The organism is Dyella sp. 2HG41-7 (assembly GCF_021390675.1).
Lineage (GTDB): Bacteria > Pseudomonadota > Gammaproteobacteria > Xanthomonadales > Rhodanobacteraceae > Dyella_B.
This window is the reverse complement of the sequence record NZ_JAJEJV010000004.1, coordinates 2,425,426-2,449,754: the sequence shown is the minus strand read 5'-3', so window position 1 is coordinate 2,449,754 and position 24,329 is coordinate 2,425,426. Positions and strand designations below refer to the sequence as shown.

The 24,329-nt window shown below is 58.5% G+C and carries 15 protein-coding genes; 8 read left to right on the top strand and 7 right to left on the bottom strand.

Annotated features, from left to right (window positions below):
- Window positions 1-13: 13 nt before the first annotated feature.
- From L0U79_RS12345 to L0U79_RS12325, 5 genes are all read right to left on the bottom strand, one after another.
- The gene (locus L0U79_RS12345; protein ID WP_233842574.1) at window positions 14-541 is read right to left on the bottom strand and encodes a helix-turn-helix domain-containing protein; all 528 of its coding nucleotides are present in this window, start codon (window positions 539-541) and stop codon (window positions 14-16) included.
- Window positions 542-716: 175 nt separating this feature from the next.
- Window positions 717-2,288, bottom strand: coding sequence for a beta-N-acetylhexosaminidase (locus L0U79_RS12340; protein ID WP_233842573.1), 1,572 nt, complete (start codon window positions 2,286-2,288; stop codon window positions 717-719).
- Between the two features lie 73 nt (window positions 2,289-2,361).
- Entirely contained in the window at window positions 2,362-4,035 is a 1,674-nt protein-coding gene (locus L0U79_RS12335) for a peptide-N4-asparagine amidase (protein ID WP_233842572.1), read from the bottom strand.
- Window positions 4,036-4,470: 435 nt separating this feature from the next.
- Window positions 4,471-5,889: a DUF2867 domain-containing protein gene (locus L0U79_RS12330; RefSeq protein WP_233842571.1), complete on the bottom strand. Its 1,419-nt coding sequence runs from the start codon at window positions 5,887-5,889 to the stop codon at window positions 4,471-4,473.
- A 27-nt stretch (window positions 5,890-5,916) separates the two neighbouring features.
- Window positions 5,917-6,237 carry a metalloregulator ArsR/SmtB family transcription factor gene (locus L0U79_RS12325; protein WP_233842570.1) on the bottom strand — a complete coding sequence of 107 codons (321 nt, stop codon included), beginning with the start codon at window positions 6,235-6,237 and terminating at the stop codon, window positions 5,917-5,919.
- A gap of 533 nt (window positions 6,238-6,770) precedes the next feature.
- On the opposite strand from L0U79_RS12325, the gene L0U79_RS12320 reads away from it, so the two are divergent.
- The 7 genes from L0U79_RS12320 to L0U79_RS12290 all read left to right on the top strand — a co-directional run bounded on the left by L0U79_RS12320 (window position 6,771) and on the right by L0U79_RS12290 (window position 22,429).
- Window positions 6,771-11,888: a HAMP domain-containing protein gene (locus L0U79_RS12320; protein ID WP_233842569.1), complete on the top strand. Its 5,118-nt coding sequence runs from the start codon at window positions 6,771-6,773 to the stop codon at window positions 11,886-11,888.
- Window positions 11,885-13,921, top strand: coding sequence for a response regulator (locus L0U79_RS12315; RefSeq protein ID WP_233842568.1), 2,037 nt, complete (start codon window positions 11,885-11,887; stop codon window positions 13,919-13,921). The genes L0U79_RS12320 and L0U79_RS12315 overlap by 4 nt, the downstream gene beginning before the upstream one ends.
- A gap of 195 nt (window positions 13,922-14,116) precedes the next feature.
- The gene (gene galA / locus L0U79_RS12310; protein WP_233842567.1) at window positions 14,117-16,660 is read left to right on the top strand and encodes a beta-galactosidase GalA; all 2,544 of its coding nucleotides are present in this window, start codon (window positions 14,117-14,119) and stop codon (window positions 16,658-16,660) included.
- A gap of 89 nt (window positions 16,661-16,749) precedes the next feature.
- Window positions 16,750-18,225, top strand: coding sequence for a hypothetical protein (locus tag L0U79_RS12305; RefSeq protein ID WP_233842566.1), 1,476 nt, complete (start codon window positions 16,750-16,752; stop codon window positions 18,223-18,225).
- A gap of 13 nt (window positions 18,226-18,238) precedes the next feature.
- Entirely contained in the window at window positions 18,239-20,089 is a 1,851-nt protein-coding gene (locus L0U79_RS12300) for a right-handed parallel beta-helix repeat-containing protein (RefSeq protein ID WP_233842565.1), read from the top strand.
- 40 nt (window positions 20,090-20,129) lie between these two features.
- Window positions 20,130-20,339: a DUF2945 domain-containing protein gene (locus L0U79_RS12295; RefSeq protein WP_233842564.1), complete on the top strand. Its 210-nt coding sequence runs from the start codon at window positions 20,130-20,132 to the stop codon at window positions 20,337-20,339.
- A gap of 197 nt (window positions 20,340-20,536) precedes the next feature.
- Window positions 20,537-22,429, top strand: a complete 1,893-nt coding sequence (locus L0U79_RS12290) for a potassium transporter Kup (RefSeq protein ID WP_233842563.1) — start codon at window positions 20,537-20,539, stop codon at window positions 22,427-22,429.
- Between the two features lie 238 nt (window positions 22,430-22,667).
- Here the strand turns inward: L0U79_RS12290 and L0U79_RS12285 are convergent, their stop codons facing one another.
- Window positions 22,668-22,874 carry a hypothetical protein gene (locus tag L0U79_RS12285; protein WP_233842562.1) on the bottom strand — a complete coding sequence of 69 codons (207 nt, stop codon included), beginning with the start codon at window positions 22,872-22,874 and terminating at the stop codon, window positions 22,668-22,670.
- 23 nt (window positions 22,875-22,897) lie between these two features.
- Window positions 22,898-23,452, bottom strand: coding sequence for a DUF4142 domain-containing protein (locus L0U79_RS12280; protein ID WP_233842561.1), 555 nt, complete (start codon window positions 23,450-23,452; stop codon window positions 22,898-22,900).
- 232 nt (window positions 23,453-23,684) lie between these two features.
- On the opposite strand from L0U79_RS12280, the gene L0U79_RS12275 reads away from it, so the two are divergent.
- Entirely contained in the window at window positions 23,685-24,314 is a 630-nt protein-coding gene (locus tag L0U79_RS12275; RefSeq protein WP_233842560.1) for a methyltransferase domain-containing protein, read from the top strand.
- Window positions 24,315-24,329: the final 15 nt, after the last annotated feature.

Sequence of the window (24,329 nt, the reverse complement as noted above, 5' to 3'; positions counted from 1 at the left end):
CGGTACTCCGCAATTAATGCGATGAAGGGGTGGATGCGTCGCGCTCTTGCGCGCGACGTTCCAAAAATTTTTCGACACGTGCGCGCGTGCGCGCGTCGGCGCCAGGGCCGGGATGCAAGACATGGCGCTCGCGATCGATCGGCACGCCGGTGTTGGCGTCGACCACGACGGGTTGAGCGACGACGCCGGTGACTTCGTCGATCAGTTGCATCGCCGGACCTTCGGTAGCGAAGTGGCGGTTACCCCACGCCATCAATGCCACCAGCACGGGGCGGAAATCGCGACCGCGCGGCGTCAACACGTATTCGTAACGCGGCGGCTTGTCGTTGTAGCGGCGGCGCTCCAGCAGACCGGCTTCGGTCAGTGCGCGCAGCCGGCGCGTAAGCATGTTCGGTGCAATGCCGAGACTGGTCTGGAATTCGTCGAAACGCGTCATGCCGAGAAACGCATCGCGCAGAAGCAGGATGCTCCACCACTCGCCGACGCGTTCGAGGCTGCGCGCGATCGGGCATCGCGCATCACTGAAGCTGGTTCGTTGCATGACGCTTTACCACCCAAGCTGGATTGCTGTGGTGGGTATCATGCGCCAGTAACTATCATAATGCAAGTTACTATGTATTACTTGGCTCGCGTCGGTCGCCTAAATCGTCTCAAGCTATTGAATTAATGGCATTTATTTACTTTCTCGAATTTACTCCACTGAACGACGGGCACGCTCAGAGCGGCGCGTCCTTGAACAACGACACGCCCGGTCCGTATTGAAACTGTTCCACGGATTTACGCAGCACGGGATAGTCCAAGCGCTTACCCGCTGAGTCTTTCGCTTCGCCATTCCAGAACACTTGGCCCGCGGCGGGTATCGCATCTTTCAAAAGACCATTGACGGTCGACGCATAGTCGTAATTCATCGTGCCCTTATCGTTCCACACCGCGATCTGTCCGCCCACGGGGCCATCGCCATGTTCCGGCAGACGTTTATTCCAGCCGTCGTAAAGCGCATCGCCACGCAAACCTTTCGGGTTGTCGTAAGAAGGCCCGAACGGAACGACGTACCAATCGCCGTGCGATTCGATCCAGGTGAAGCCGCGATCGCCCCAGTTGATCTTCGCTTCGTCGCCCCAGTTGATCCAACGTTGGATTACGAATGACTTGTCCAATCCGTTCGCCATATCGGCATTGCCCCAGATTTCAATGCGCTTGCCCTGCTGCTGGACGAATCGCCCGAGCTTGTTGAGGTAATCGATCTGCGCGGCCATGCTGACCTTGCCGCCGTTGACGTTCACTTCGTCGCCGCCGATATGGAACGTTTTGGCATGGAACCAAGGTAGGAATTCGGTGAGAACCGACTCCACGTACCTCAATGTTTCTGGCTTGGTGGGATCCAGCGTTCCGCCGGGAGGCGTGTCGCCCTGATACGCCAAATCCGGACGCGCAAGCACAAACGCTCCGGAATGCCCTGGCGTATCGATCTCCGGCACGATCGTTACGCCGTTAGCGGCCGCGACGTCTTCCAGCGCGTTCCAATCCTGCCGCGTGTAATAGCGTCCATCGGCGGGTATCAATCCTGCAAAGGCGGGGTTGTCGCTTTTTAAGCGAAACGATCGTGCCAGCCACGATTTCTTATCGTCGCTCAGCACCTGATCGTTGAGATGCAAATGCAGCGTATTGAGTTTGTACCATCCCATAAAACGGATGTAGTTCTGCAGGAAATCGACGTCGGCAAATTTTCTTCCGACATCCAGCATCACCGCGCGCTCCCGATAACGCGGAAAATCCACAGCGCGCCCGCGAGGTATCGCGCGCGACATGCCGTCAGTGCGTTTATCCAGCACGAACATCTGCAGTAAGGTGCGCCCGGCGTAAAACAACCCGTCTTTCGTGTTCGCGCACAAGGTCACGTGCGCACCGACATCGAGCGTGTACCCTTCCCTGCCGCTCTGAGACGACGGCGCGTTGCAGTGCGAGAGACGTATGACGATATCCCGGGTCGAGGCTGCGCCGCCTAGGTGCATTGGCGCCTTCAATCCGGTGAGCGATTGAATATCGCTGGAAAGACGCTCGGCGATCGGTTCCAGCGATGCGTCCTCGATAAGCACGCGGGTTTCGCGATCCAGCAACCAGCTTCCGTTACCGCCCTGCCAAGTTTGCAAAGTCGGCACCACCAAAGGTGCTGCATTGCCTTGTTCGGGCACGACATCGACAGCTTTCGGCGCTTCTTTCGTTATGCCTGGCACGGGAAACAAGAAAGCCGCCGCGCACCACGCCATCCAACCGATATTTTTCGACACGAGAAACTAACCTTTGCTTTTGCTAGCGAAAAAGGGGCCGGTAATCCGGCCCCTTTTCACGGTGTAAATCACATCAAGGCAACAACTGCACCGTCGCCCCATACGCCCGAGACGCATAGCGCGAGAATCGATCGCGCCACGACAGATTGTTGGCGCCCGACCAGCAATCCGTGCCATCGACCCATCCGGTCAGCGCGTTGTTCTGTGAGGAAATCGTGCGGCTGTAGCACTCGCCGAACGTATCGCTGTATTTATACGTTTGTTTGCTATACGTATTGGTTACGCCATTGAAGTTGAACGACGGGCTCCAAAGGATGGTGTTGTTGCCATCGAAGGTGTTGTCCAAATTCGCTGACGCCGCAAGCGAGAAACCAGGCAGCACGGAAACCGACTGCTTGTATCCCTGCTCCTTGACGTCGCTGTATTGCTGATAGCTGCCGTCAGACTGCTGGAAAAAGCCCAGATCGAGCTTAAGCGGGAAACTGAGATGCTCGCTGAGAACGATAGCCTTGTGCCCGTCGGTGCGCGTGGTCGTGGAATCGACCGTCGAGGTCTGCACGATATTTTCGCCCTCGCTATTCGCCGGCAAGGTGTAATCCTGCGAATTGGAGAAAGCGATATTCTGTTTGACTTCCGTTTGCACGACGCCATGCGAGGTCTTTACGACGCCGGAGATCGTGAAGTTGCGATTCGAGGTGACCGTGATATTTCCGCCCGTCACGTTGTTGTTCGAATCGGTGGTGAGATTCTCGGCGACATTGGGCGTAGGCGTAGCCGACAACGTATTGGAAATAATCGACCCTGTAACTTGCTTCGAGCCGTGGTCGAGATACAACAACAAATTGCCGGCGACGCTGAAGTATTGATTCGCGTTGAACACGCTCATCGAAATACTGTGCGTCTTGCCGTCATCGAGCTGGCCGGCGAACGGCGTCAGATCGACGCGATACGGCACAAAAGAAAGCGTCTGCACGCCCGGAATAGGCTCCCAAAGCCAGGGATTGCCGGTGCCGCCGGTGTAAATCCACGGATAAACCGGCGCAACGCCGGCGGGCTGCCCATCGATGCTGATTTCGGTTTCGCGAAACGCCGTGTTGTTGCAACCGAAAAAGCTCAGAGTCCCCTGATCGTTCGGATTGCAGGAATACCAGATCTCATCATTGCTTTGGCTTTGCGCGTAAACATCCAGATAAGCGCGTTCGATGTTTTTCGGCAGCGACGTATACGTTGCCGTGTATTGATCGGCCGTCGTATTTAAGGCGTAGGTGCCATTGCCCGGATTCGAATTCATCGACAACACGACATCCGGCCGCGGCGGCAAATTCTGCTCCGCGCCGTGATTTTTCACCGGATAGAAATACAGCGACGCCGAGCCACTGAGTTTGCCGTCGTACGGCCCCTCCACGTAATTGACGAAATCCGAGTGACCGGACTGAGCGCTGTTGAACACGGCGCTGTAATCGGTGACATCTTTTTCGATATGCCAGGTCGTGGCGCCAGGCGGGGCGATGCTGGGTTCTTGCGTGGTGCCGAAATAGAGAATTGCTCCACCCAGCCAAATCGAACCGGTGCGGTCGAATTGATTGGTGCCGACCATGCTCACATCGATACTGAGCACGACCTTTTCCCAAGGACCGGGGCACGCAGCGGGCGGCGTGTAATGGATGGGAGTCGGGCCACTGGGATTATCGAACGACTGGTTCGTATACAGCGGCACCACGCACGGCGTCGTCGGCGGCCGCGGCACCGTGGGATCCGCGACGGCTACGTTATGCGAGCCGATGGTCAGCGTTTGAGCTGACGCTTTAGGCGCCCCCACGCACGCCAGCAGCGTTAAAACACATGAAGCAATGGGAAATCTGAAACTCCGGACAGAATGGAAATAAGTCGACACAGTGGCATCTCCCGTTCACCGTTGCTGTTTCAATCGACAAAACCCCTCAGCAAATGCCGCCTTGCTCGTCAGCAAGGTGACCCCCGGCCATCAATCCCCTCATTAATAGCCGCGCCAGTGTGCGCGCTTGACCACCCTGAAATCAAATATAAAAACCCATTGCATATATGGATTTTCGTTACATATGCCGTTTATTCACATGATCGTGCACGGCTTTGGTGGCCGGCGCCCGTGCGACAGGATGGTTGGCTCACGCCATGAGAGTCGCGCGTTACCGTTGCCGCCGCGTTACGCAGGCGGCTGCGTTCGCCGCAGGTTTTGCACCGCATGCCGCAGTAGCGTCGGCGCCACGTGGCGGCGATGAGCGCTGTCGATCAATCGCATATAGACATGGCCGAAACGATTCGTGCATCGCACGCGCGAGCCGAGGGTAAAGTCGACGCGATCGCCCGTTACGGTAACGCCGACACACGAGCGAAAAACAAGATGTTTGTCGTTCGCGCCTAGAACGACTTCATGCGAGTCGCCGAAACGACCCGCGCACTGCCCCTTCACTGGAAAGCGCCCCGCAAAGACGGACTCGCCGCATGGCGATAGCAGCGAAGACACGGGGCATCCCAGTGGCGATGTACGCAAGCCCATGGGTTTTACGAGCGCGTTACGCAGGGCCATAAGCTGGCTGACGCTATCGGGCGGGCATTCGACGAAGCTTTGGAGCAATGCCGCAAGCAAGGCATGCGAGCCCTGTCGAGCAAGGGCGCCGTCGATTACGCTCAGGCGAAAGGTGTCTTCGTGGTGGATCGGGCCATCGTCGAGTTGCTCGCGCAACAGTGAATTCGGCGGCATATGCGCCAGATGTTCGACGGTCAATCCGCTATCCCAAAAATAACCGATGCTGCGTCGACAACGCGACAGATGCCCGCGCAACCACCCTGCACTCGCGCGTACCGCACTGCACAGCCGCGCATGCACGCTACCCTTCGGCGCATCGAGCGAGAGCACGATCGTCGGCACGCGAGAACGTTCCAGCGACGTACCGCGAAGGAATGCGACGACACGTTCGGGCAATAATTCGGTGAGGCTCGGGATGCTGGCTTCACTGGATACGACCTGGCTACGTTGCGCATCAGAAAGCGCGCCGCCCAGTTCGTTGGTATGACACGACACGGCAAACAGAGCCGGATGCGCGGAACGCTCCTTCAGCGGCGTGAACTGATGCCAGATACCGCCGCCGAAGCGAACTGTAAATAAGCAGTCGGGCGGAATTTCCACACTGCGCATAGCCGCAATAAAGCTCGCCGGATCGCGTTCAAGCTGCTCGTCGGTTGCGCTTGCGAAACGCAGTCGCGCCCCGCCGCTGCCGGAGACCGCGGTGAACACGCGATGTCCCGCATGACGATGAAAGGGATGGCCGTTCTCCCCGACCGAAAACATATATAGCGAGGTCGCATCGCCTTTGGAGAAATTCGCATCGCCGATGCGGGCGGAGGGTTCCTCCAATGCATCGATAAAATGGCGATGCTTGCTTTGGCGCTCCTGTACACCGGCACAGAGTTGATTGCCGGCGCCATGACCAAGCTGAGCGATCAGCGACACCTCCACCGGCAGCTGCGCGTCGTTGAATCGCAGTTGCGCCGAAGGGAAACTCGATTCGACCCGGGAACCGGGACCAAACCACATGCTGTTTTCGGCTTGCGCGAACGACATGGCGATACCCCCGATGGAGCGTGATGTTCAGGCGTTTTTCTTTGCGGTGCGCAATCGGCGCGATTCGCGTTTGAGCGGACCGCCTTTGGGACAAACCTCCAACGCGAAGCCCGTCAACGTATTGACGAGGTTGTCGCGATTGAGCTGGTAGTAAACGTATTGGCCGCGCCGTTCGCTGCTCACCAGGCCGGCCACTTCAAGCACGGACAAGTGGCGGGACACAGCGGGCGCGCTCATCTCGAAACGTCCGGCAATGTCTCCGGCGGTAAGTTCCTGCGCCGATAAATACGCCAGAATTTCTCGGCGAACGGTGGAGGCCAAGGCTTCAAAGATACGGTCGACGGTCATATACAATTAAGCAATTAACGTATTGGTTAAATGATTAATCGGTTTGCCGACGAAGTCAAGCGGTCGGTTTGACGCCCTTGATCGCTGTTGCAATTGGAAATGGCGATCGACGTCGCCGCGATGCCCTGCGCCGACACTTTGTCTCACGCATTGCCGCAACGTCGCTCTAGTGGCGGTCGCGCGATGAACTGGCCTCTTTTTCGGCGTCCGGCTGGCGTTCTTTTGGCCGAATGACGCCGAAAAAATCTAGGGTTTTTAGACAGTCCCCGGAAATCTTCACGCGCCCTCTGCGCGACATGTGAAGAATAAGTATCGACTAAATGAAATTCGCCTTACAAAACCAGAGGGCAAAGGAAACACACGTGCATGTTTCCCTGCGCTTTTGCGATGGCGAGCTTCATTAAGGGGGCATAGCATGGAATGCCGGATGTGCTTGAACCAAAGCGCAGAGATGTGCTGCAAGCAATAATTTGTCGTGCCCACAATTTGAATAATGACCTTGTACTTATAAAGATGTTTATTGCGGAGCTCAAATGAACGCCGACGCCTGGGAAGTTCTCGAACGCCGTCAAGTGATCGCTGCGCTACGCAGTTTTCGACGCGGCGATTTCAATGTGCGTTTGCCTGATGACTTGCCGGGCGAAGATGGCAAGCTCGCGCTACTGTTCAACGAAGTCGTGATTCTCAATCAGCAGATGACGGCGGAGCTCGAACGACTTTCTCAGGTGGTCGGCAAGGAAGGAAAAATCACCCAGCGCGGTCGCGTCAAAGCGGCGACGGGCGGATGGGAAACCGCCATGTTGGCGGTGAACGAATTGATCGAAGACATGGTGCAGCCCACCGCCGAAGTCGCCCGTGTGATCGGCGCCGTGGCGAAAGGCGATCTTTCGCAATCCATGACGGTCGAGATCGACGGTCGCCCTTTGCGCGGTGAATTTCTGCGCATCGGCGAAGTGGTAAACACGATGGTGGACCAGCTCACTTCCTTCGCCTCGGAAGTGACGCGCGTGGCGCGCGAAGTCGGTACCGAAGGAAAGTTGGGTGGTCAGGCGCGCGTGGAAGGCGTCGCCGGCACCTGGAAAGACCTTACCGACAACGTGAACCTGATGGCCGACAACCTTACCGGCCAGGTGCGCAATATCGCCGAAGTGACCACGGCCGTGGCGTTGGGCGATTTGTCCAAAAAGATCACCGTGGACGTAAAAGGCGAAATCCTTGAATTGAAAATCACCATCAACACCATGGTGGATCAGCTCAACGCCTTTGCGTCGGAAGTAACGCGCGTGGCGCGCGAAGTGGGCACCGAAGGCAAGCTCGGCGGTCAGGCGCAGGTGCTGGGTGTGGCAGGCACCTGGAAGGACCTCACCGATAACGTCAACCTGATGGCCGACAACCTTACTGGTCAGGTGCGCAACATCGCTGAAGTGACCACCGCGGTGGCGTCGGGCGATCTTTCCAAAAAGATCACCGTGGACGTGAAAGGCGAAATTTTAGAATTGAAGAACACCATCAACGTGATGGTGGACCAGCTCAACGGCTTTGCGTCGGAAGTAACGCGCGTGGCGCGCGAAGTGGGTACGGAAGGCAACCTCGGCGGTCAGGCGAAAGTGCCTGGTGTAGCGGGCACGTGGAAAGACCTTACCGACAACGTCAACCTGATGGCCGACAACCTGACCGGCCAGGTGCGCAACATTGCCGAAGTAACCACCGCCGTGGCGCGCGGCGATCTTTCCAAGAAGATCACCGTGGACGTGAAAGGCGAAATCCTGGAGTTGAAGAACACCATCAACACCATGGTGGACCAGCTCAACTCCTTCGCCTCGGAAGTAACGCGTGTGGCGCGCGAAGTGGGTTCGGAAGGCAAGCTGGGCGGCCAGGCGCGCGTGGAAGGCGTAGGCGGTACGTGGAAAGACCTTACCGACAACGTCAACCTGATGGCCGGCAATTTGACGGGCCAGGTGCGCAATATCGCGGAGGTGACCACCGCTGTGGCGCGCGGCGATCTTTCCAAAAAGATCACCGTGGACGTCAAGGGCGAAATTCTCGAATTGAAGAACACCATCAATACGATGGTGGATCAGCTCAACGCCTTTGCGTCCGAAGTAACGCGCGTGGCGCGCGAAGTGGGTACCGAAGGTAAGCTCGGCGGTCAGGCGCAAGTGTCTGGCGTGGCAGGTACGTGGAAGGACTTGACCGATAACGTGAACCTGATGGCCGACAATCTCACCGGCCAGGTGCGCAACATCGCGGACGTGACGACAGCGGTGGCATTGGGCGATTTGTCCAAAAAGATCACCGTGGACGTTAAGGGCGAAATCTTGGAATTGAAGAACACCATCAACGTGATGGTGGATCAGCTCAACGGCTTCGCATCGGAAGTGACGCGCGTGGCGCGCGAAGTGGGCACCGAAGGAAAACTCGGCGGCCAGGCGCAAGTGCGCGGCATCGCCGGCACGTGGAAAGACCTTACCGATAACGTGAACCTGATGGCCGACAACCTCACCGGCCAGGTGCGCAACATCGCGGACGTCACCACCGCCGTGGCGCGCGGCGACCTTTCCAAAAAGATTACCGTGGACGTGAAAGGCGAAATTCTGGAGTTGAAGAACACCATCAACACCATGGTGGATCAGCTCAACTCCTTTGCTTCGGAAGTAACGCGCGTGGCGCGCGAAGTGGGCACCGAAGGCAAACTCGGCGGCCAGGCGAAAGTGCCCGGCGTCGGCGGTACCTGGAAGGACCTTACCGACAACGTCAACCTGATGGCCACCAACCTGACCAACCAAGTGCGAAGCATTGCGGACGTGGTGACCGCGGTGGCGCAAGGCAACCTCAAACGCAAACTGGCCGTGGACGCCAAGGGCGAAATCGCCGCGCTCGCCGACACCTTCAACGGCATGATCGAAACGCTCGCCACCTTCGCCGACCAGGTCACCAACATGGCGCGCGAAGTGGGTATCGAAGGCAGGCTTGGTGGCCAAGCGCGCGTACCGAGCGCGGCAGGCCTGTGGCGCGACTTGACCGACAACGTGAACCAGCTGGCGGCGAACCTGACCAACCAGGTGCGTTCGATCGCTGACGTAGCCACGGCCGTGACCAAGGGCGACCTCTCCCGCTCCATCGCGGTGGAAGCGTCCGGCGAAATGGCCTCGCTGAAAGACAACATCAACGAGATGATCCGCAATCTGAAGGATCAAACGTTGAAGAACGCGGAGCAGGACTGGCTGAAAACCAACCTCGCCCGCTTCTCGCGCATGCTGCAGGGCGAACGCGATCTGGCGACCGTTTCCAATCTGATCATGTCGGAACTCGCGCCGCTGGTGAACGCTCAATACGGCGTGTTTTATGTCACGCGTCGCGAAGAAAACGAAACCGTGCTTGATCTCGTCGCCAGCTACGGCGCGGAAAGCAAGGACATGCTCAAGCCCACCTTCAAATTGCGCGAAGGACTAATCGGTCAATGCGCCGCGGATAAACGCGCATTGATGCTGACGGACGTGCCCGGCGATTTCATTCGCATCAGCTCGGGTCTCGGCCAGATGGCGCCGGTCAATATCGCCGTATTGCCCGCGCTGTTCGAAAACGACGTCAAGGCGGTGATCGAGCTTGCCTCCTTCAGTCGTTTCAACGAAACGCACCAGAGCTTCCTGCATCCACTGCTCGAATCGATCGGCATCGTGCTCAACACCATCGCCGCGACCATGCGCACCGAGGGTCTGTTGAAGCAATCTCAGTTGCTGACGCAAGAACTGCAGGCGCGCCAGACCGAACTCACCACCAAGCAGGAAGAGCTGCACACCACCAACGAAGAATTGCAGGAAAAAGCCCAGCTTCTGGAAAACGAAAAGAAGCAGGTGGAAGCCAAGAACTTCGAAATCGAACTCGCCCGCCGCGCGGTGGAAGAAAAAGCGGAACAGTTGGCGCTTACCTCGAAATACAAATCCGAGTTCCTCGCTAATATGAGTCATGAGTTGCGCACGCCGCTCAACTCGCTGCTGATTCTTTCGCGCCTTCTCTCCGGCAACCCGCAAGGCAACCTCAACGAGAAGCAGGTCGAATTCGCACGCACCATTCACTCCGCGGGCTCGGACTTGCTCAGCCTGATCAACGACATTCTCGATCTGTCCAAGATCGAGTCCGGCACGGTGTCGATCGAAATCGGCGATATGTCGATGAGCAGCCTGAAACAACATATGGAGCGTACGTTCCGTCAGCTTGCCTCAGACAAGAACCTGGACTTCAAGGTGAATTTCGGCGCCACGATTCCGGCCTCCATCCGCACCGACGAAAAACGCCTGCAGCAGATCGTGCTGAACCTTTTGTCCAACGCGTTCAAGTTCACCTCGCACGGCAACGTGACCTTGACGGTGGATCTGGTGCGCAGCGGTTGGAGCATCAATCACGCCGTGCTGCGCGATGCTGAAGCCGCCATCGAGATTGCCGTCACCGATACGGGCATCGGCATTCCCAAAGACAAGCAGAAGCTGATTTTCGAAGCCTTCCAACAGGCCGACGGCACCACCAGCCGTAAATACGGCGGCACGGGCCTGGGTTTGTCGATCAGTCGCGAAATCGCGCGCCTGCTGGGCGGCGAACTGCAGGTTCGCTCCGTGCCGGGACAAGGCTCCACCTTCACGCTGTTCTTGCCGATGGAACTGACTTCGAAGTCGGCGCCAACCTTGAACAACGACAACGCGCGCTACGACAACAGCGGCGCCATCGTGCCAAGCGCCCTGCCCGCGCAGATGGAAGTGACCGACGACCGCGACGAGCTGGACGACGCGCCCTTCGTGCTGATCGTCGAAGACGACCCCACCTTCGCATCGATCTTGCTTGATATCGCGCGCGACGCAGGGCTCAAAGGCGTGGTTTCCACGGCCGGCGCGGGTACGTTGGCGTTGGCGCGGAAACTCCGCCCGCACGCCATCACGCTCGATCTTGGCCTGTCGGATATCAACGGCCTGGTGCTGCTGAATTTGCTCAAGCACGACCCCTGCACGGCGCACGTGCCGATCCACATCATCTCCGGCGCCGACAATATGCTGTCGGATCAATCGCTGAGCGAATTCGGCGTGACGGAAAAACCGGCGACGCTGGAACGCCTGACCGCGGTGTTCGCCGAACTTGCCCAATCGATTCGCGAAGTGACAGTCTCGCCCGCTCCGGTGACGGCAGACGGCAACATGGTATCCACCACGGAGTTGATTGCCGCGCCGGAACTTGCGGGAGCGAAAATACTTATCGTCGACGACGACATCCGCAATATCTATTCGCTGACCAGCGTGCTGGAAAACTACAACGCGGAAGTGCTGCACGCCGAGCGCGGCCGCGACGGCATCCTTATTCTCGAACGAACGCCGGGCATCGACGTCGCGCTGATCGACATCATGATGCCGGAGATGGACGGTTACGAAACCATGCAGCAGATTCGCGCCCTTCCCGAAATCGGCAACGTACCGATGATCGCGGTCACTGCCAAGGCGATGAAGGGCGACCGTCAGAAGTGCCTGGATGCGGGCGCTTCCGATTACATCGCAAAACCAGTGGATATTGAATTGTTGCTCGCGTTATTGCGCGTTTGGATACGGCGGTCGCGCGATGGATCCGCGTCGACTAACACGTTGGATCTGGCGCTGGAGAGCCGTCCATGAACTCTCTCCCTCTGGCGTCCTTGGACGCCATCCCAAGCGAGCCGCTGCATATGTCTCAGCGCGCCCGCGTTCTGCTGGTCGACGACGACGAGCGCAATCTGCACGCTATCAAAACCGTGCTGGAAGATATTGCCGAAGTGGTCGTCGCCAGTTCGGGCGAAGAAGCCCTGCGGCATCTGCTCAAGGGCGAGTTTGCGGTGATCCTGCTGGACGTCTACATGCCCGGCATGGATGGTTACGAAACCGCCCAGATGATCCGCGCGCGCGAACAGACCAAACGCATTCCGATTATTTTTCTATCGGCCGTCAATAAAGAAGTCGAACACCTGCTGCGCGGCTACGCGATGGGAGCTGTCGATTATGTGTTCAAGCCGGTCGAACCGGTCGTCTTGCAATCCAAAGTAGCCGTATTCGTCGATCTGTTTCTAATGCGCCGCGAGGTGCAGCTAAAAGCCCTGCAGGAACAACGCCTGCTCGACACCACGCTGCAAGCGAACGCCGAAAAACTGCGGGCCGAACAAGAATTGCGGCGCGCCGAACAGCGGCAGACGGCGATCATCAAATCCTTGCCGATCGTGCTTTATCTGGAAGATCACGATACCTCGCTGCACGATCCGCAAATCGTCAGCGGCAACTTTATGGCGCTCACCGGTTTTTCATACGAGGAACTGGCGTCCGCACCGAAGACTTGGATGGAACGCATCCACCCGGACGATCAGACGCGCGTCGTCGCCGAATTGGCGACACGTAAAGAAGGACGCGGTTACGCCGTGGAATACCGCTGGCTCAATGCGGACGGCCAGTACCGGCATTTTCTGGATCAAGGCGTATTGCTGCGCGATATGCAAGACCAACCTTTGGAGTTTGCGGGGACTCTGCTGGATGTCACCGACCGCAAGGAGTTGGAATCGCAACTCCTGCATTCACGCAAGATGGATGCGTTGGGCCAGATCACCGGCGGCATCGCGCACGATTTCAACAACCTGCTTGCCGCCGTACTCGGTGGCCTTGAAATGTTGGAAAAATCGGTGCCGATGGAAGCGAAACATTCCCGGCTGCTGTCCATTACCCGCCGCGCGACCGAACAAGGCACCGCCTTGGTGGCGCGTTTGCTGGCGTTTGCGCGCAAGCAGAAGCTCGAACCGGCCAGCATCGACATGGACACGCTGTCCACGTCGGTGACGCATTTGCTGGAACACACGCTCGGCGGCATGGTCACGCTGGAATGGCAGCTGCAAAAAGAGCTTTGGCATCCCTACGCCGACGCGGGCCAATTGGAGCTCGCCTTGGTGAATCTCGCCATCAATGCGCGCGATGCGATGCCGGAAGGCGGAACGATCCACATCAGTTGTCGCAATGCGCAGGCCGAGCACAGCGATTTGCCGGATGGCCATTATGTCGTGCTGGTGGTTTCGGATACCGGTGTCGGCATTTCGCCTAAGAACCTCGAACGCGTCACCGAACCTTTCTTCACCACCAAGGAACAAGGCAAAGGCACCGGGCTCGGGCTCAGCATGGTTTACGGTTTTGCGCGGCAATCGGGCGGCAAAGTGCAAATTCGCAGCGAAGTCGGCCAGGGCACCCTGGTTGAAATCTGGTTGCCGCGGGCGACGGAATTGCCGCAGAGCGCCGCCACGTCTCCGGTGCAAGCGGAACCCAAGTACGGTCGCGCGGATGGCATGCAACATGTGCTGTTGATCGACGATCACGACGGCGTACGCCTCACCACCACCACGTTGCTGGAAGAACTCGGTTACCGAGTTACCGCGTTATCCGATGGTGTGCAAGCGGCCGAATTGTCGGACGAAGAACTCCAGGCCACCGACGTATTGATCAGCGATTACGCGATGCCGCTAATGTCGGGCACCGATGTCATTCGCAAGCTTCGCAGTCGAAAACCATCGCTCCCGGCCATCATCATTACCGGCCACGCCGACGCGATTTCCAATATCCCCGAAAACGTGCGCGTATTGACCAAGCCCTTTACGATCATGCGACTGCACGAGGCGATCGTCGTTGCCGAAACAGTGTAGTTCCGCACGGGGCATCCACTCAAAATGAGAAGTCCGCGCTTGGACTTCGCCGTTTCTTTGCTATGGTGCGCATTCGGAAGGCGCAAGCAACGCGCGTCTTCCGTTATCGACAACACCATCACGTGACACCCAACATTGTCATGCGCCGTCCTGGTCATGACATACGCAGGTGTTACCTCAAAGGATGCGGTTTTCATGATCGATATAACGCGCCGTACTTTCGTCATTTCCAGCCTTGGTCTGGTGGGCTCCTCGCTGCTTCCGCGCTTTGTGTGGGCCGCCAACGGCAAACCGATGCCCGCCAAGCCGCTTTGGACGCTGCCGCAAAACACATCGGCGCTTGCGCCGCGCGAGCAACTGCAGTTCGATTTCGGTTGGCAGTTTGCATTTGGCAACGGCGAGGATCCGACCAAGGATTTCGGCTTTGGATTCGGCCAGAGCGATTTCTCGAAGACCGGCACGTTCAAAATCGCCACCACCGAATTCAACGCCGACGGTTGGCGCGCGTTGCATCTTCCGCACGACTGGGCGGTCGAACTGCCTTTCGTGCACGACGACAAGGGCGACGAAGACGACCGCATGACGTCGCACGGCTACAAGCCGCTGGGCAGGCGCTATCCCGCCACTAGCGTGGGTTGGTATCGGCGCGTGTTCGATATCCCGGAGAGCGATCGTGGCCGTCGTATCTGGATCGAATTCGATGGCGTGATGCGCGACATCGTGGTGTTCGTCAACGGCTGTTTTATCGGTCGCCACGACGACGGCTACACCTCGTTCCGCTTCGACCTAACCGATTTCCTCAACTACGGAGGCAAGAACGTCGTGGTCGTCAGAGTCGACGCCAGTTTCGGCGACGGCTGGTTTTACGAAGGCGCCGGCATCTATCGGCATGTCTGGCTGACCAAGATGGACGCGGTGCATGTGCGCCAGTGGGAAAGCGTGGTGCGCCCCACCCTGCACGGCGATGCCGCCACGCTGGAATTGGCGACCGTGGTCGACAACGACAACGCGCATCCGGCCAATGCCTCGCTGGAATGGACCATCGTCGACGCTGGCGGTCACACCGTTGCGCAGGCGACATCGCCCGCGCAGACCATCGCACCGAATGCGTCGTCGGATTATCGGGCCACGGTGACGGTGAATAACCCAACGCTTTGGTCGCTGGAAGAGCCGCATCTGTATACGGCGCACGTCAAAGTGTCGGTAGATGGAAAGTTGCTCGACGGCGAACGCGTTCCGTTCGGCATTCGCACTGCGGTGTTCGATTCGGATCGCGGTTTCTTCTTGAACGGCAAGCCGGTCAAGATTCAAGGCACCTGCAATCACCAGGATCATGCCGGCGTGGGCGCCGCCCTGCCCGACCGGCTGCAAGCATTTCGCATCGGCGTGTTGCAAGGCATGGGCTGCAATGCGGTGCGCACGTCGCACAATATGCCGACGCCGGAATGGGTCGAGGCGTGCGATCGCATGGGCATGCTGATGATGTGCGAAACGCGCCAGATGAGCTCCAACCCGAGCGGCATGCAGCAACTCGACACCATGGTGAAGCGCTATCGCAATTCGCCATCGATCATCATCTGGTCGATCGGCAACGAAGAATTCAAACTGCAAAAAGGCGAATTGGCGCCACAAGGTGCGCGCATCGCGACGGCCATGGTCGAACGCTGTCATGAACTCGATCCTACTCGTGTGGTGTCCGCGGCCGTCAACGGCGACAACGAGCAAGGCGTATCCGATGCGCTGGATATCATCGGTTTCAATTACCACATCGACTATCCCGACGGGTTCCACAAGAAGCATCCGAAGCGCGCTGTCTACGGATCGGAAACATCGAGCGCCATTTCAACGCGCGGCGAATACGCCTCGGATCCGTCGAAGAACACCGTCAACAGTTACGACGGCGTCGTGGAATGGGGCGAAACGCCGGAACAATGGTGGACGTATTACGGCACGCGCGAATGGCTCGCAGGCGGCTTCGCCTGGACGGGCTTCGACTATCGCGGCGAGCCGACGCCGTATGGATGGCCTTCGACGAGTTCGCAATTCGGCATCGTCGATTTATGCGGTTTTCCCAAGGATTATTACTACTACTACAAAGCCTGGTGGCGAAACGAACCCAGCCTGCACGTGTTTCCGCATTGGAATTGGCAAGGCAAAGAAGGCCAGGACATTTCCGTTTGGGCGTACACCAATCTTGATGAAGTGGAGCTGCTGCTCAACGGCAAAAGTTTGGGCGTCAAGAAGGTGCCGCATCTGGGACATGTCGAATGGAAGGTCGCCTACGCGCCCGGCGTGATCGAGGCGCGCGGTCGTCGTAATGGACAAGTCGTGTTGACGGAGCGTCGCGAAACGACGGGCCCCGCGCAAAAGCTGCGCTTGAGCGCCGATCGCGCGGAAATCTCCGCGGACGGACAAGACGTCGCCATCCTCACGGTCGAAGCGCTGGACGATCATGGCCGGCTCGTGCCTACCGCAAACAACAAGCTGGCGTTCCGAATTTCCGGCAAGGGTCAGTTGATCGGCGTCGGCAATGGCAACCCCAATTGCCTGGAAAGCGACAAGGAACCCAAGCGCTCCCTCTTTCACGGCCTGGCTCAGTTGATCGTGCAATCGACGGATGAAACCGGCCAGGTGCTGGTGGAAGCGGTCGAGGAAGACGCCACTGGGCGTCCCCTTCGTTCTGCCTCGCTGGCGATCAAAACCAGTAAACCGGCGTCGAGCGCTGGGCGTGCAGGCTAATTGTTACTTTCGATACATTTCTTTTTCTTTCGTTTATAGGTGAAATGGGGTTAAAGTCCGTGTAAGTCGACGCAAATCGGAGAGGCAGCATGAGCACGTTCGAACCCGGCAGGCGCACGCTGCTGAAAGCTTCCATGTTGCTGCCGGTGGCGGGCGTCTTGAGCAACAGCGCCGTCTTCGCGGGCGAGACGGCGAAATCCGGAGCGGTGCAAGCCAGTTTCGCCATCAAGCCTGATGGCAAAGGGCGCGTCGTCAGCGATTCGCTCGCCAGCCTCAGCTATGAAACAGGACTACTCGCCGACCCCACGTTCTTCTCCCCCGATAATCATTCGCTGATCGCACTGCTGCGCGAATTGAATCCGCACGGTGTGTTGCGCATCGGCGGTAATACAAGCGACGTCACGACGTGGAGCGAATACCACGGCGCATTGCCGGCGGAACAAGCGCATAAGCATGGACCGCAACATCCAGTGACGCTGCACCCCGAATCGCTGCATAACCTCGCCGGCTTTCTTCGCGCCACCGGATGGACCTTGGTGTTCGGCGTGAATTTGCGCGTCGGCGTGCCGGCCATGGCGTTGGATCTGGCGAAAGCGGTGCGCGATGCGGTCGGCGACCGTTTGCTCGCGATCCAGATCGGCAACGAAGCCAACAATTTCGAAAAGAGCTACGCCGATTTCGATGCGGCGTGGGTGCCTTACGCGCAGGCGTTGCGCGCAGCCGGTTTGCCGCTGGCTGGCCCTGACACCGGCGCCAATTCCGATTGGGTGATCGAATACGCGCGCAAACATGCAGCGGACAATCGCTTTCTCAGTCGCCACTACTATCGCGACGCTGCGCCACGCGGCTCGATCGGCGATATCTTGGGTGGCGACCCCGGTTTGCTGGAAGGCATGGATCAACTTATCGGCGTCGCCGACGACGTCCACTTGCCCGTTCGCCTCACCGAAGCCAACTCGTACTACTTCGGCGGCCGCGACGGCGTCAGCAATGTGTTCGCAGCTGCGTTGTGGGGCGCGGATTTTATGCTCGGGCTCGCCACGTCCGGCGTGGCTGGCATTCACTTCCACGGCGGCACCTTGGCGTCGGTAGAAGCGTCGCTGGGCGTCGATGTTCATGCGACAAACGATGCCGGCGAACTCTCCGCAAAACGCAACGCCGTCAGTTCGCGTTATTCGCCGATTGCCGGCAATGTCGCGCTCGGATTCCAGGCACGCCCGCTGTATCACGGCATCGCGCTGGCGCAACGTTTCGCAGGCGCGCGCATGTTGCCGAACACGCTCGATACCGGCGGCGCCAATCTCGCCGCTTATGCGGGAAGACGCGACGACACGATGCTGGTGGCGCTGATCAACAAAGATCTGCTGCTCGATGCGGACGTATCGCTTCAGGCCGAAGGGTTCGCGATTCAACAGCTCGAAGTGCTGCAAGCCGCATCGCCGAACAGCCGCGAAACGGCGGGATTGGTCACCACACCCTGGCAAGGCGATGCCGCGAACGGTTTACGCGTGCATGTGCCGCGCGCAAGCGCTGTGCTGGTGCATATGCAAAAGCGCGCTGGTTGATGTAAGTCGCGCCATGGTGAAGTCGTCTTTCCACTATGTGGTGCTGCTTATGTTTGCTTGGGCGATTTCGTCGCAGACCGCGAGCGCTGAAACGCTTTATGCGTCGCCCGACGGAACGGCAAATACTCACTGCAGCGTTCGATCGCCCTGCTCTCTTTTCGCCGTGCAAGCCGCGGCACGCGCTCGACGCGACGCCGGCGCAACGGCGATCGATATCGCGTTACTCGATGGCGCATATCGCCTATCGCAACCGTTGCGCCTCGACAGCCGCGACAGTGGCGCACCTGGTCATCCCATCCACTGGCATGCCGTTGAAAACGCGCATCCCACACTGATCGGAAGTCGACGCGTCGCGGGACAACGCGAAGGAAACTATTGGGTATTCGCGCTACAGCCCGACGAAGAAGACGCATCGAGCATTTATCTGGATGGGCAGCGCCGCCTGCCCGATCAAACCGCCGCCTGCCCCGCCTGCAAGGTCGATGAAAAAGGTCTGTTCGATATTCCACCTGGCTTAATGCAGCGACTGCAAGCTGGCTCGCTGGTCAACGTGCATGCGCGATGGCGCGACTTCCACTGCCGCATTACTGCGCTTGGCGACGGTCGCGTGACTGTGGCGCGACCTTGTTGGCACAACACCGGCATCGATTCGCGTAACGATTGGAAAGTCGCCAGTCCGTTTGGCAAGCACTACCAAGGTATGGATGGTTTCGATGGCTTGAACGGCATGCCGCGCGAATCCGGCGCGTTTACGGTGGACAGAGCAAATCATCGGCTCTATTACCTGCCACGCGTGGACGAATCGGCCCGAACGCCCGTCATCGAAGTCCCCGTGTTGGAAGCGCTGCTGACGTTGACCGGCACGCACGAAAAGCCGATTCACGATGTGGTGTTTCAAGGTATCGCGTTCGCCAACACCGAATGGCGCCAAGCGCACTCCGACGACGGCTACGTCAGCCTGCAAGCGGGTTATCTGGTCGAAGGTCGCGGGCGACAGTCGCTGCCGGGCAACGGCGAAGGCATGACGCGCATCGACAGCGCCGTCACCATCCAGGCAGGACGCGATATCGTGTTCGATCGCGATGCGTTTGCGCATTTGGCCGCGGCGGGCATTGCCTTTGTCGAGGATTCGCACGGCGTCGCCCTCATGCGTTCGCGATTTACCGATCTTGGCGGCGGAGCGATCTTCGCTGGCGACACCGAAGCACATCCCCACGATCCCGGCACCAAAACATCAAATGTGCTGATCGCCGATAACCAGATCGATCACGTCGCCATCGCTTATCGCGACAACGTGGCGATCATGGCTGGTTTCGTCAACGGACTCGATCTGCTTCACAACACCATCGCCGACCTGCCTTATAGCGGCATTTCCGTCGGCTGGGGATGGAACTACGAAGGCTCGCAACCCGTGCAATCGGCGATCCATATCGTCGGTAACCGCGTCGAACGTGTGATGCTGCAGCTTGCTGACGGCGGCGCCATCTACACGCAGGCCACGTCCACATCGGGCACATCGTGCGTGGTGCGCAACGCCATCGATATGCGCCACAGTGGTGAAGGCAACGGCGTCTATCTCGATGAACACAGCTTCGACTTCAACGTCGAGCGGAATGTCGTGCTCGGATCGTGGATCAGCGCCTGGGCGGATTGGAGCGGCCATCTGCGCATCGTCGACAATTGGACCGACAGCGACGGCGCGCCGCACAATTCCGGCCCTACCAAGATTTGGTCGCCGAATTTCACGCATTTGAAGGCGCTTCCCGACGACGCGATACGCATACAGACGGCTGCAGGCACACGAACAAGCGCCACTTTGCCGACACTGCCGATTCGCATCGCCCCCGCATGTCCTCGCAATTGATTGACTCGACGTCGCCTAGGATGGAAGGCGGAGAGCATCCATGACGTTCAAAGTTGGCGACCATGTAAGTTGGAACTCGGAAGCCGGTCGGGTTCGCGGGCATATCGTGCGCGTGCACACGCACAACGTGGCGTACAAGGGTTACATCCATCACGCCAGCCGTTACGAACCGCAATACGAGATCGAAAGCGACAAAACGTCTCATATCGCGTTACACAAAGGCGGCGCGTTGCGAAAACTTCGTCATTGAACGGATCGCATCGCTATCGTCGCCGGAAAGCGTCGTCGACTTCAATTTCGCCTTTTGTAGACCTTACGCCTACTTGTCGATCGCCTAGCATCGATCCCAATGCAGACAAGGTCTTAGTTATGCGCCGTGACAATGCTTCGACATCGCGTCGACGTTCGCTACATCCCGTGATCTTGTACATCTAGCACGTGGACGCCATGGTCAAACAAGCGCATGCAGGTGCCGATCCGTCGCAACGAACGCTGCCGGCGCTTGCACTGGCGGCCACCGGCGTGGTTTTCGGCGACATTGCCACCAGTCCGTTGTATGCCTTGCAACAAGCATTCGGCGAGCAAGGCGTAAAACCCGATCACGACAACGTGCTTGGGCTTTTGTCGATGTGCCTGTATGCCCTGCTGCTAGTTGTCACCGGCAAATACGTGCTGATTGTGATGCGGGCCGACAACCACGGCGAAGGCGGCATGATGGCGCTCGGTGCGCTCGCGCGCGGCGCCATGCGCGGTCGCGGGGCGATCACCTGGCTGACGATTATGTTGGGGCTCGCCGGCGCGGCGCTATTCTTTGGCGACAGCGTCATTACGCCCGCCATTTCCGTCTTGTCGGCGGTAGAAGGATTGCAGTTGGCGACGCCGGCATTCCAGCCGTGGGTGTTGCCGATTGCGATCGGCATTTTGATTGGCCTCTTTTTATTGCAGCGTGGTGGTAGCTCGCTGTTGGGTCACCTGTTCGGCCCGCTGATGGCCTTTTGGCTGCTCTGCATTGCCGTATTGGGCATCGCCGCGATTTTGGGTCACCCCAGTGTGATCGACGCGGTGAATCCCTATTACGCCGTGCTTTATATGGGTCACAATGGCTTCAAAGGGTTTGCTTCGCTCGGCGCGGTAGTGCTGGTACTGACAGGCGCTGAGGCGCTCTATGCCGATATTGGCCACTTCGGCGCCGCACCCATTCGATGGTCGTGGTTCTGTCTCGCCCTGCCTGCGTTGCTGCTGAATTATTTCGGACAAGGTGCGCTTCTGCTGAAGCACCCTGATGCGAGCGCCACGCCTTTTTATCGGCTGGTTCCGCACGTATTGCTCTACCCCATGATCGCACTGGCGGCCTGCGCCACGATTATCGCTTCCCAGGCCGTCGTCTCCGGCGCTTTCTCGATGGTGCGACAAGGCATCCAGCTCGGCTATCTGCCGCGCGCTCGCATTCTGCACACGTCCAAAGAAATGGAAGGTCAAATCTATTTGCCGGCCGTCAACTTGATGCTGTTCGTTGCGGTCATGGCGAGCGTGCTGATTTTCCGATCGTCGCAACGCCTGGGCGGCGCGTACGGCATCGCCGTCAGCGGAACCATGCTGCTCACGACGATCCTTATGCTGATCGTCGCCAAGCGAAAATGGCAGTGGAACATGCTTCAGCTTGCTGGCTTCGGCGCCGTATTTGGTTTTATCGACACCGCGTTCTTTACCGCCAATATGCTCAAGCTGCGCGAAGGCGGCTGGTTTCCGCTGCTATTGGCCGTATGCGCGCTTTTGGTTATGACGACTTGGCGCCGCGGGCGCGCCATGGTGATACAGCGCCTTCATCGCGAAGGTAAAAAGCTCGACGAACTGATCCGCGAGGTGATGGCGCGCAAGCCGTTACGCGCGAAAGGCACGGCCGTGTTTTTGACGCGAAGCCGCCAATGGGCGCCGCAGGCTTTGTTGCAAAACCTTCGGCATAACGAGGTCTTGCATCGCCGAAACATCTTGCTCCATATCGACGATGACGCGGACACGCCGCGAGTCCGGCGCGGAAAGCATCGCGAAGTAAAGGATCTCGGCGAGGGTTTCTATTGGGTCCGCCTGCGCTTTGGTTTCAGCGAACGTATCGACGTGCCTGCGCAACTTAGAGCGTTGGATTTCGATCCAGGACTCGATCCGAACGAACTCTCGTACTTTATTGGCTCCGATGAAGTGACAGCCGAGCACAAAGACCGCCTGTGGCGCTGGCGCAAAGCGCTTTTCATCTATCTCTATCGTAATGCGGAGCCGGCCGTTCTTTACTACGGCATGCCGGCGCGTCAATTGGTTGAAATCGGCACCAAGATCGACCTTTGATCGTTTGGCGACTTTATGAAGTTCTCAGCCTGGATATTCTTTATCGTCGTGCTATGCCTGTTCTTGCTATGGGGCGCTTACCTTGCGCTTCGGCATAGGGGGGCGCGACCTCGCACGCCGCCCGCATCATCGGCACGCACAACATGGGTGCTGCCGCAGGCGCCGCATAGCGATTTAATTAGCAAAAGATGGCCGGCCCGACGGGCTTGATCGCCCGTCGAACCCATCCGCATTCAAGTCACAAACGATGACCCGCCGCGTGGCCGGTTGTCGCGCCACCGAGCTCTTCTTCTCCGCAACCGTCATGACCGCAATCGCATTCCTCTTCAGTCACGCGAGCGCCGGAGCGGTTGTCGTTATGGCGACAGGACTCGCAGCAATACTCTTTATCGCTGTTGATCATGCATTCGCACGGATCGTACGCACACTTGTGATCGACTTGCATAGCACCTTTCTCCCGAGCGCCATTTACAGCGCCTTAGCCATCTCCAAATGGTGCTGCAGGGCGGGCAGCGTTTGTGTCGCGAACGCCTTCAACTCGGCGTTGGACCCTTTCGTCGATTCGGATGTAAACAGCGCGACGGCGTCCTGATGATCCTTATTCATCATCGCGGTGTAAGCCGTATCGAAATCCTTGCCGTTCAAGTTCTGTAGCTTGGCGAGATCCGGCTGCTGTTCCACCATCGCCGTGCTCGCCAAAGCAAAGCCATTCTTTTGGGCGATGGTCCTTAACTTGTCGTTGGCGGCGGTGTGATCTTGGATCATCGTCGCTGCAAACGCCTTGACTTTCGGCGATTGCGCTTGCGTACTCGCCAATCGGCTGGCGATGATTTCCGTTGCGTTAGCGGTCGACGCAGACGTGACGAATTGCGCATCGCCGCCAACCGCAGCCGCTACCACTGGAACGGGCGCATTCGGATTGTGTGTCGCTGGCGCGGTGGTCTGCGCCGTCGCTATGCCGCAAAATGCGATCGAGCATGCGATCCACAAAGGTGCTACACGTTTGGTTGTCGTAGTGATCATGTCTTTTCGGCCCTTTCGATAATGCCGGCCTCAACCGTATCAACGCAGTCGTAATCATCGCGTCGCCATAAAGCCAACGGGATGCCAATACGCAGCTCCCTTCAGCTTTTCCGCGGAAAGACCGGACTTGGGGCCTTGTAACCTTTTATTGCCCGATCGGCACTCACCTGGACGAGACCTCGACGTCACGGGGTTTGAAGATCGTGTGCGGATTAGCAAGGTTGCCAGCGACATGCATACCGGAGAGCACTACCACGTCTTTATCCAGACATCGCGACGCGATCGTCGGGTGCGCAGCCAGTTTCAGAGCATGGTGCTAAGTCGTCTCGCCAAGGGCGCGGATATTCTCGACTTCGGCGCGGGCACGGGTATCGATGCAAAGACGTATGCCGCCAACGGACATGCGACATTCGTGTACGAGCCTTCGGAAGCGATGCGTGATTATTTGACGCAGCATTGCCGTGAAGAAATCGCCCGCAACACCGTTGTCGAGATTGGATGGCCGCTTGCCTGCAAAGTGCACGCGGTCACCGCCAATTTCGCGGTACTCAATCACATCGACGATCATGTGACGCTGTTCAAGGATCTATCGCGCGTCGTTCGTAAAGACGGTTTTGTACTGGCCAGCATGCTCAATCCGTTCTATCTCGGCGACGCGCGCTACGGCTGGTGGCGAAAAAACCTCGTCAATCTCCTGCGCCACGGACGCTACGCCATTCCAAGCGAAAGCCGTATTCATCGATTTACGCCGCGTGTCGTAGCGCATGCCGCAGCGCCCTATTTTCGCCTTGAACGCGTCACGCCGCGCGGCATGGGGCTCGCGACGAATCTCTACATCTTTTTGCTATTTCGGCGAACCTGAGATGCTCAAGGCATG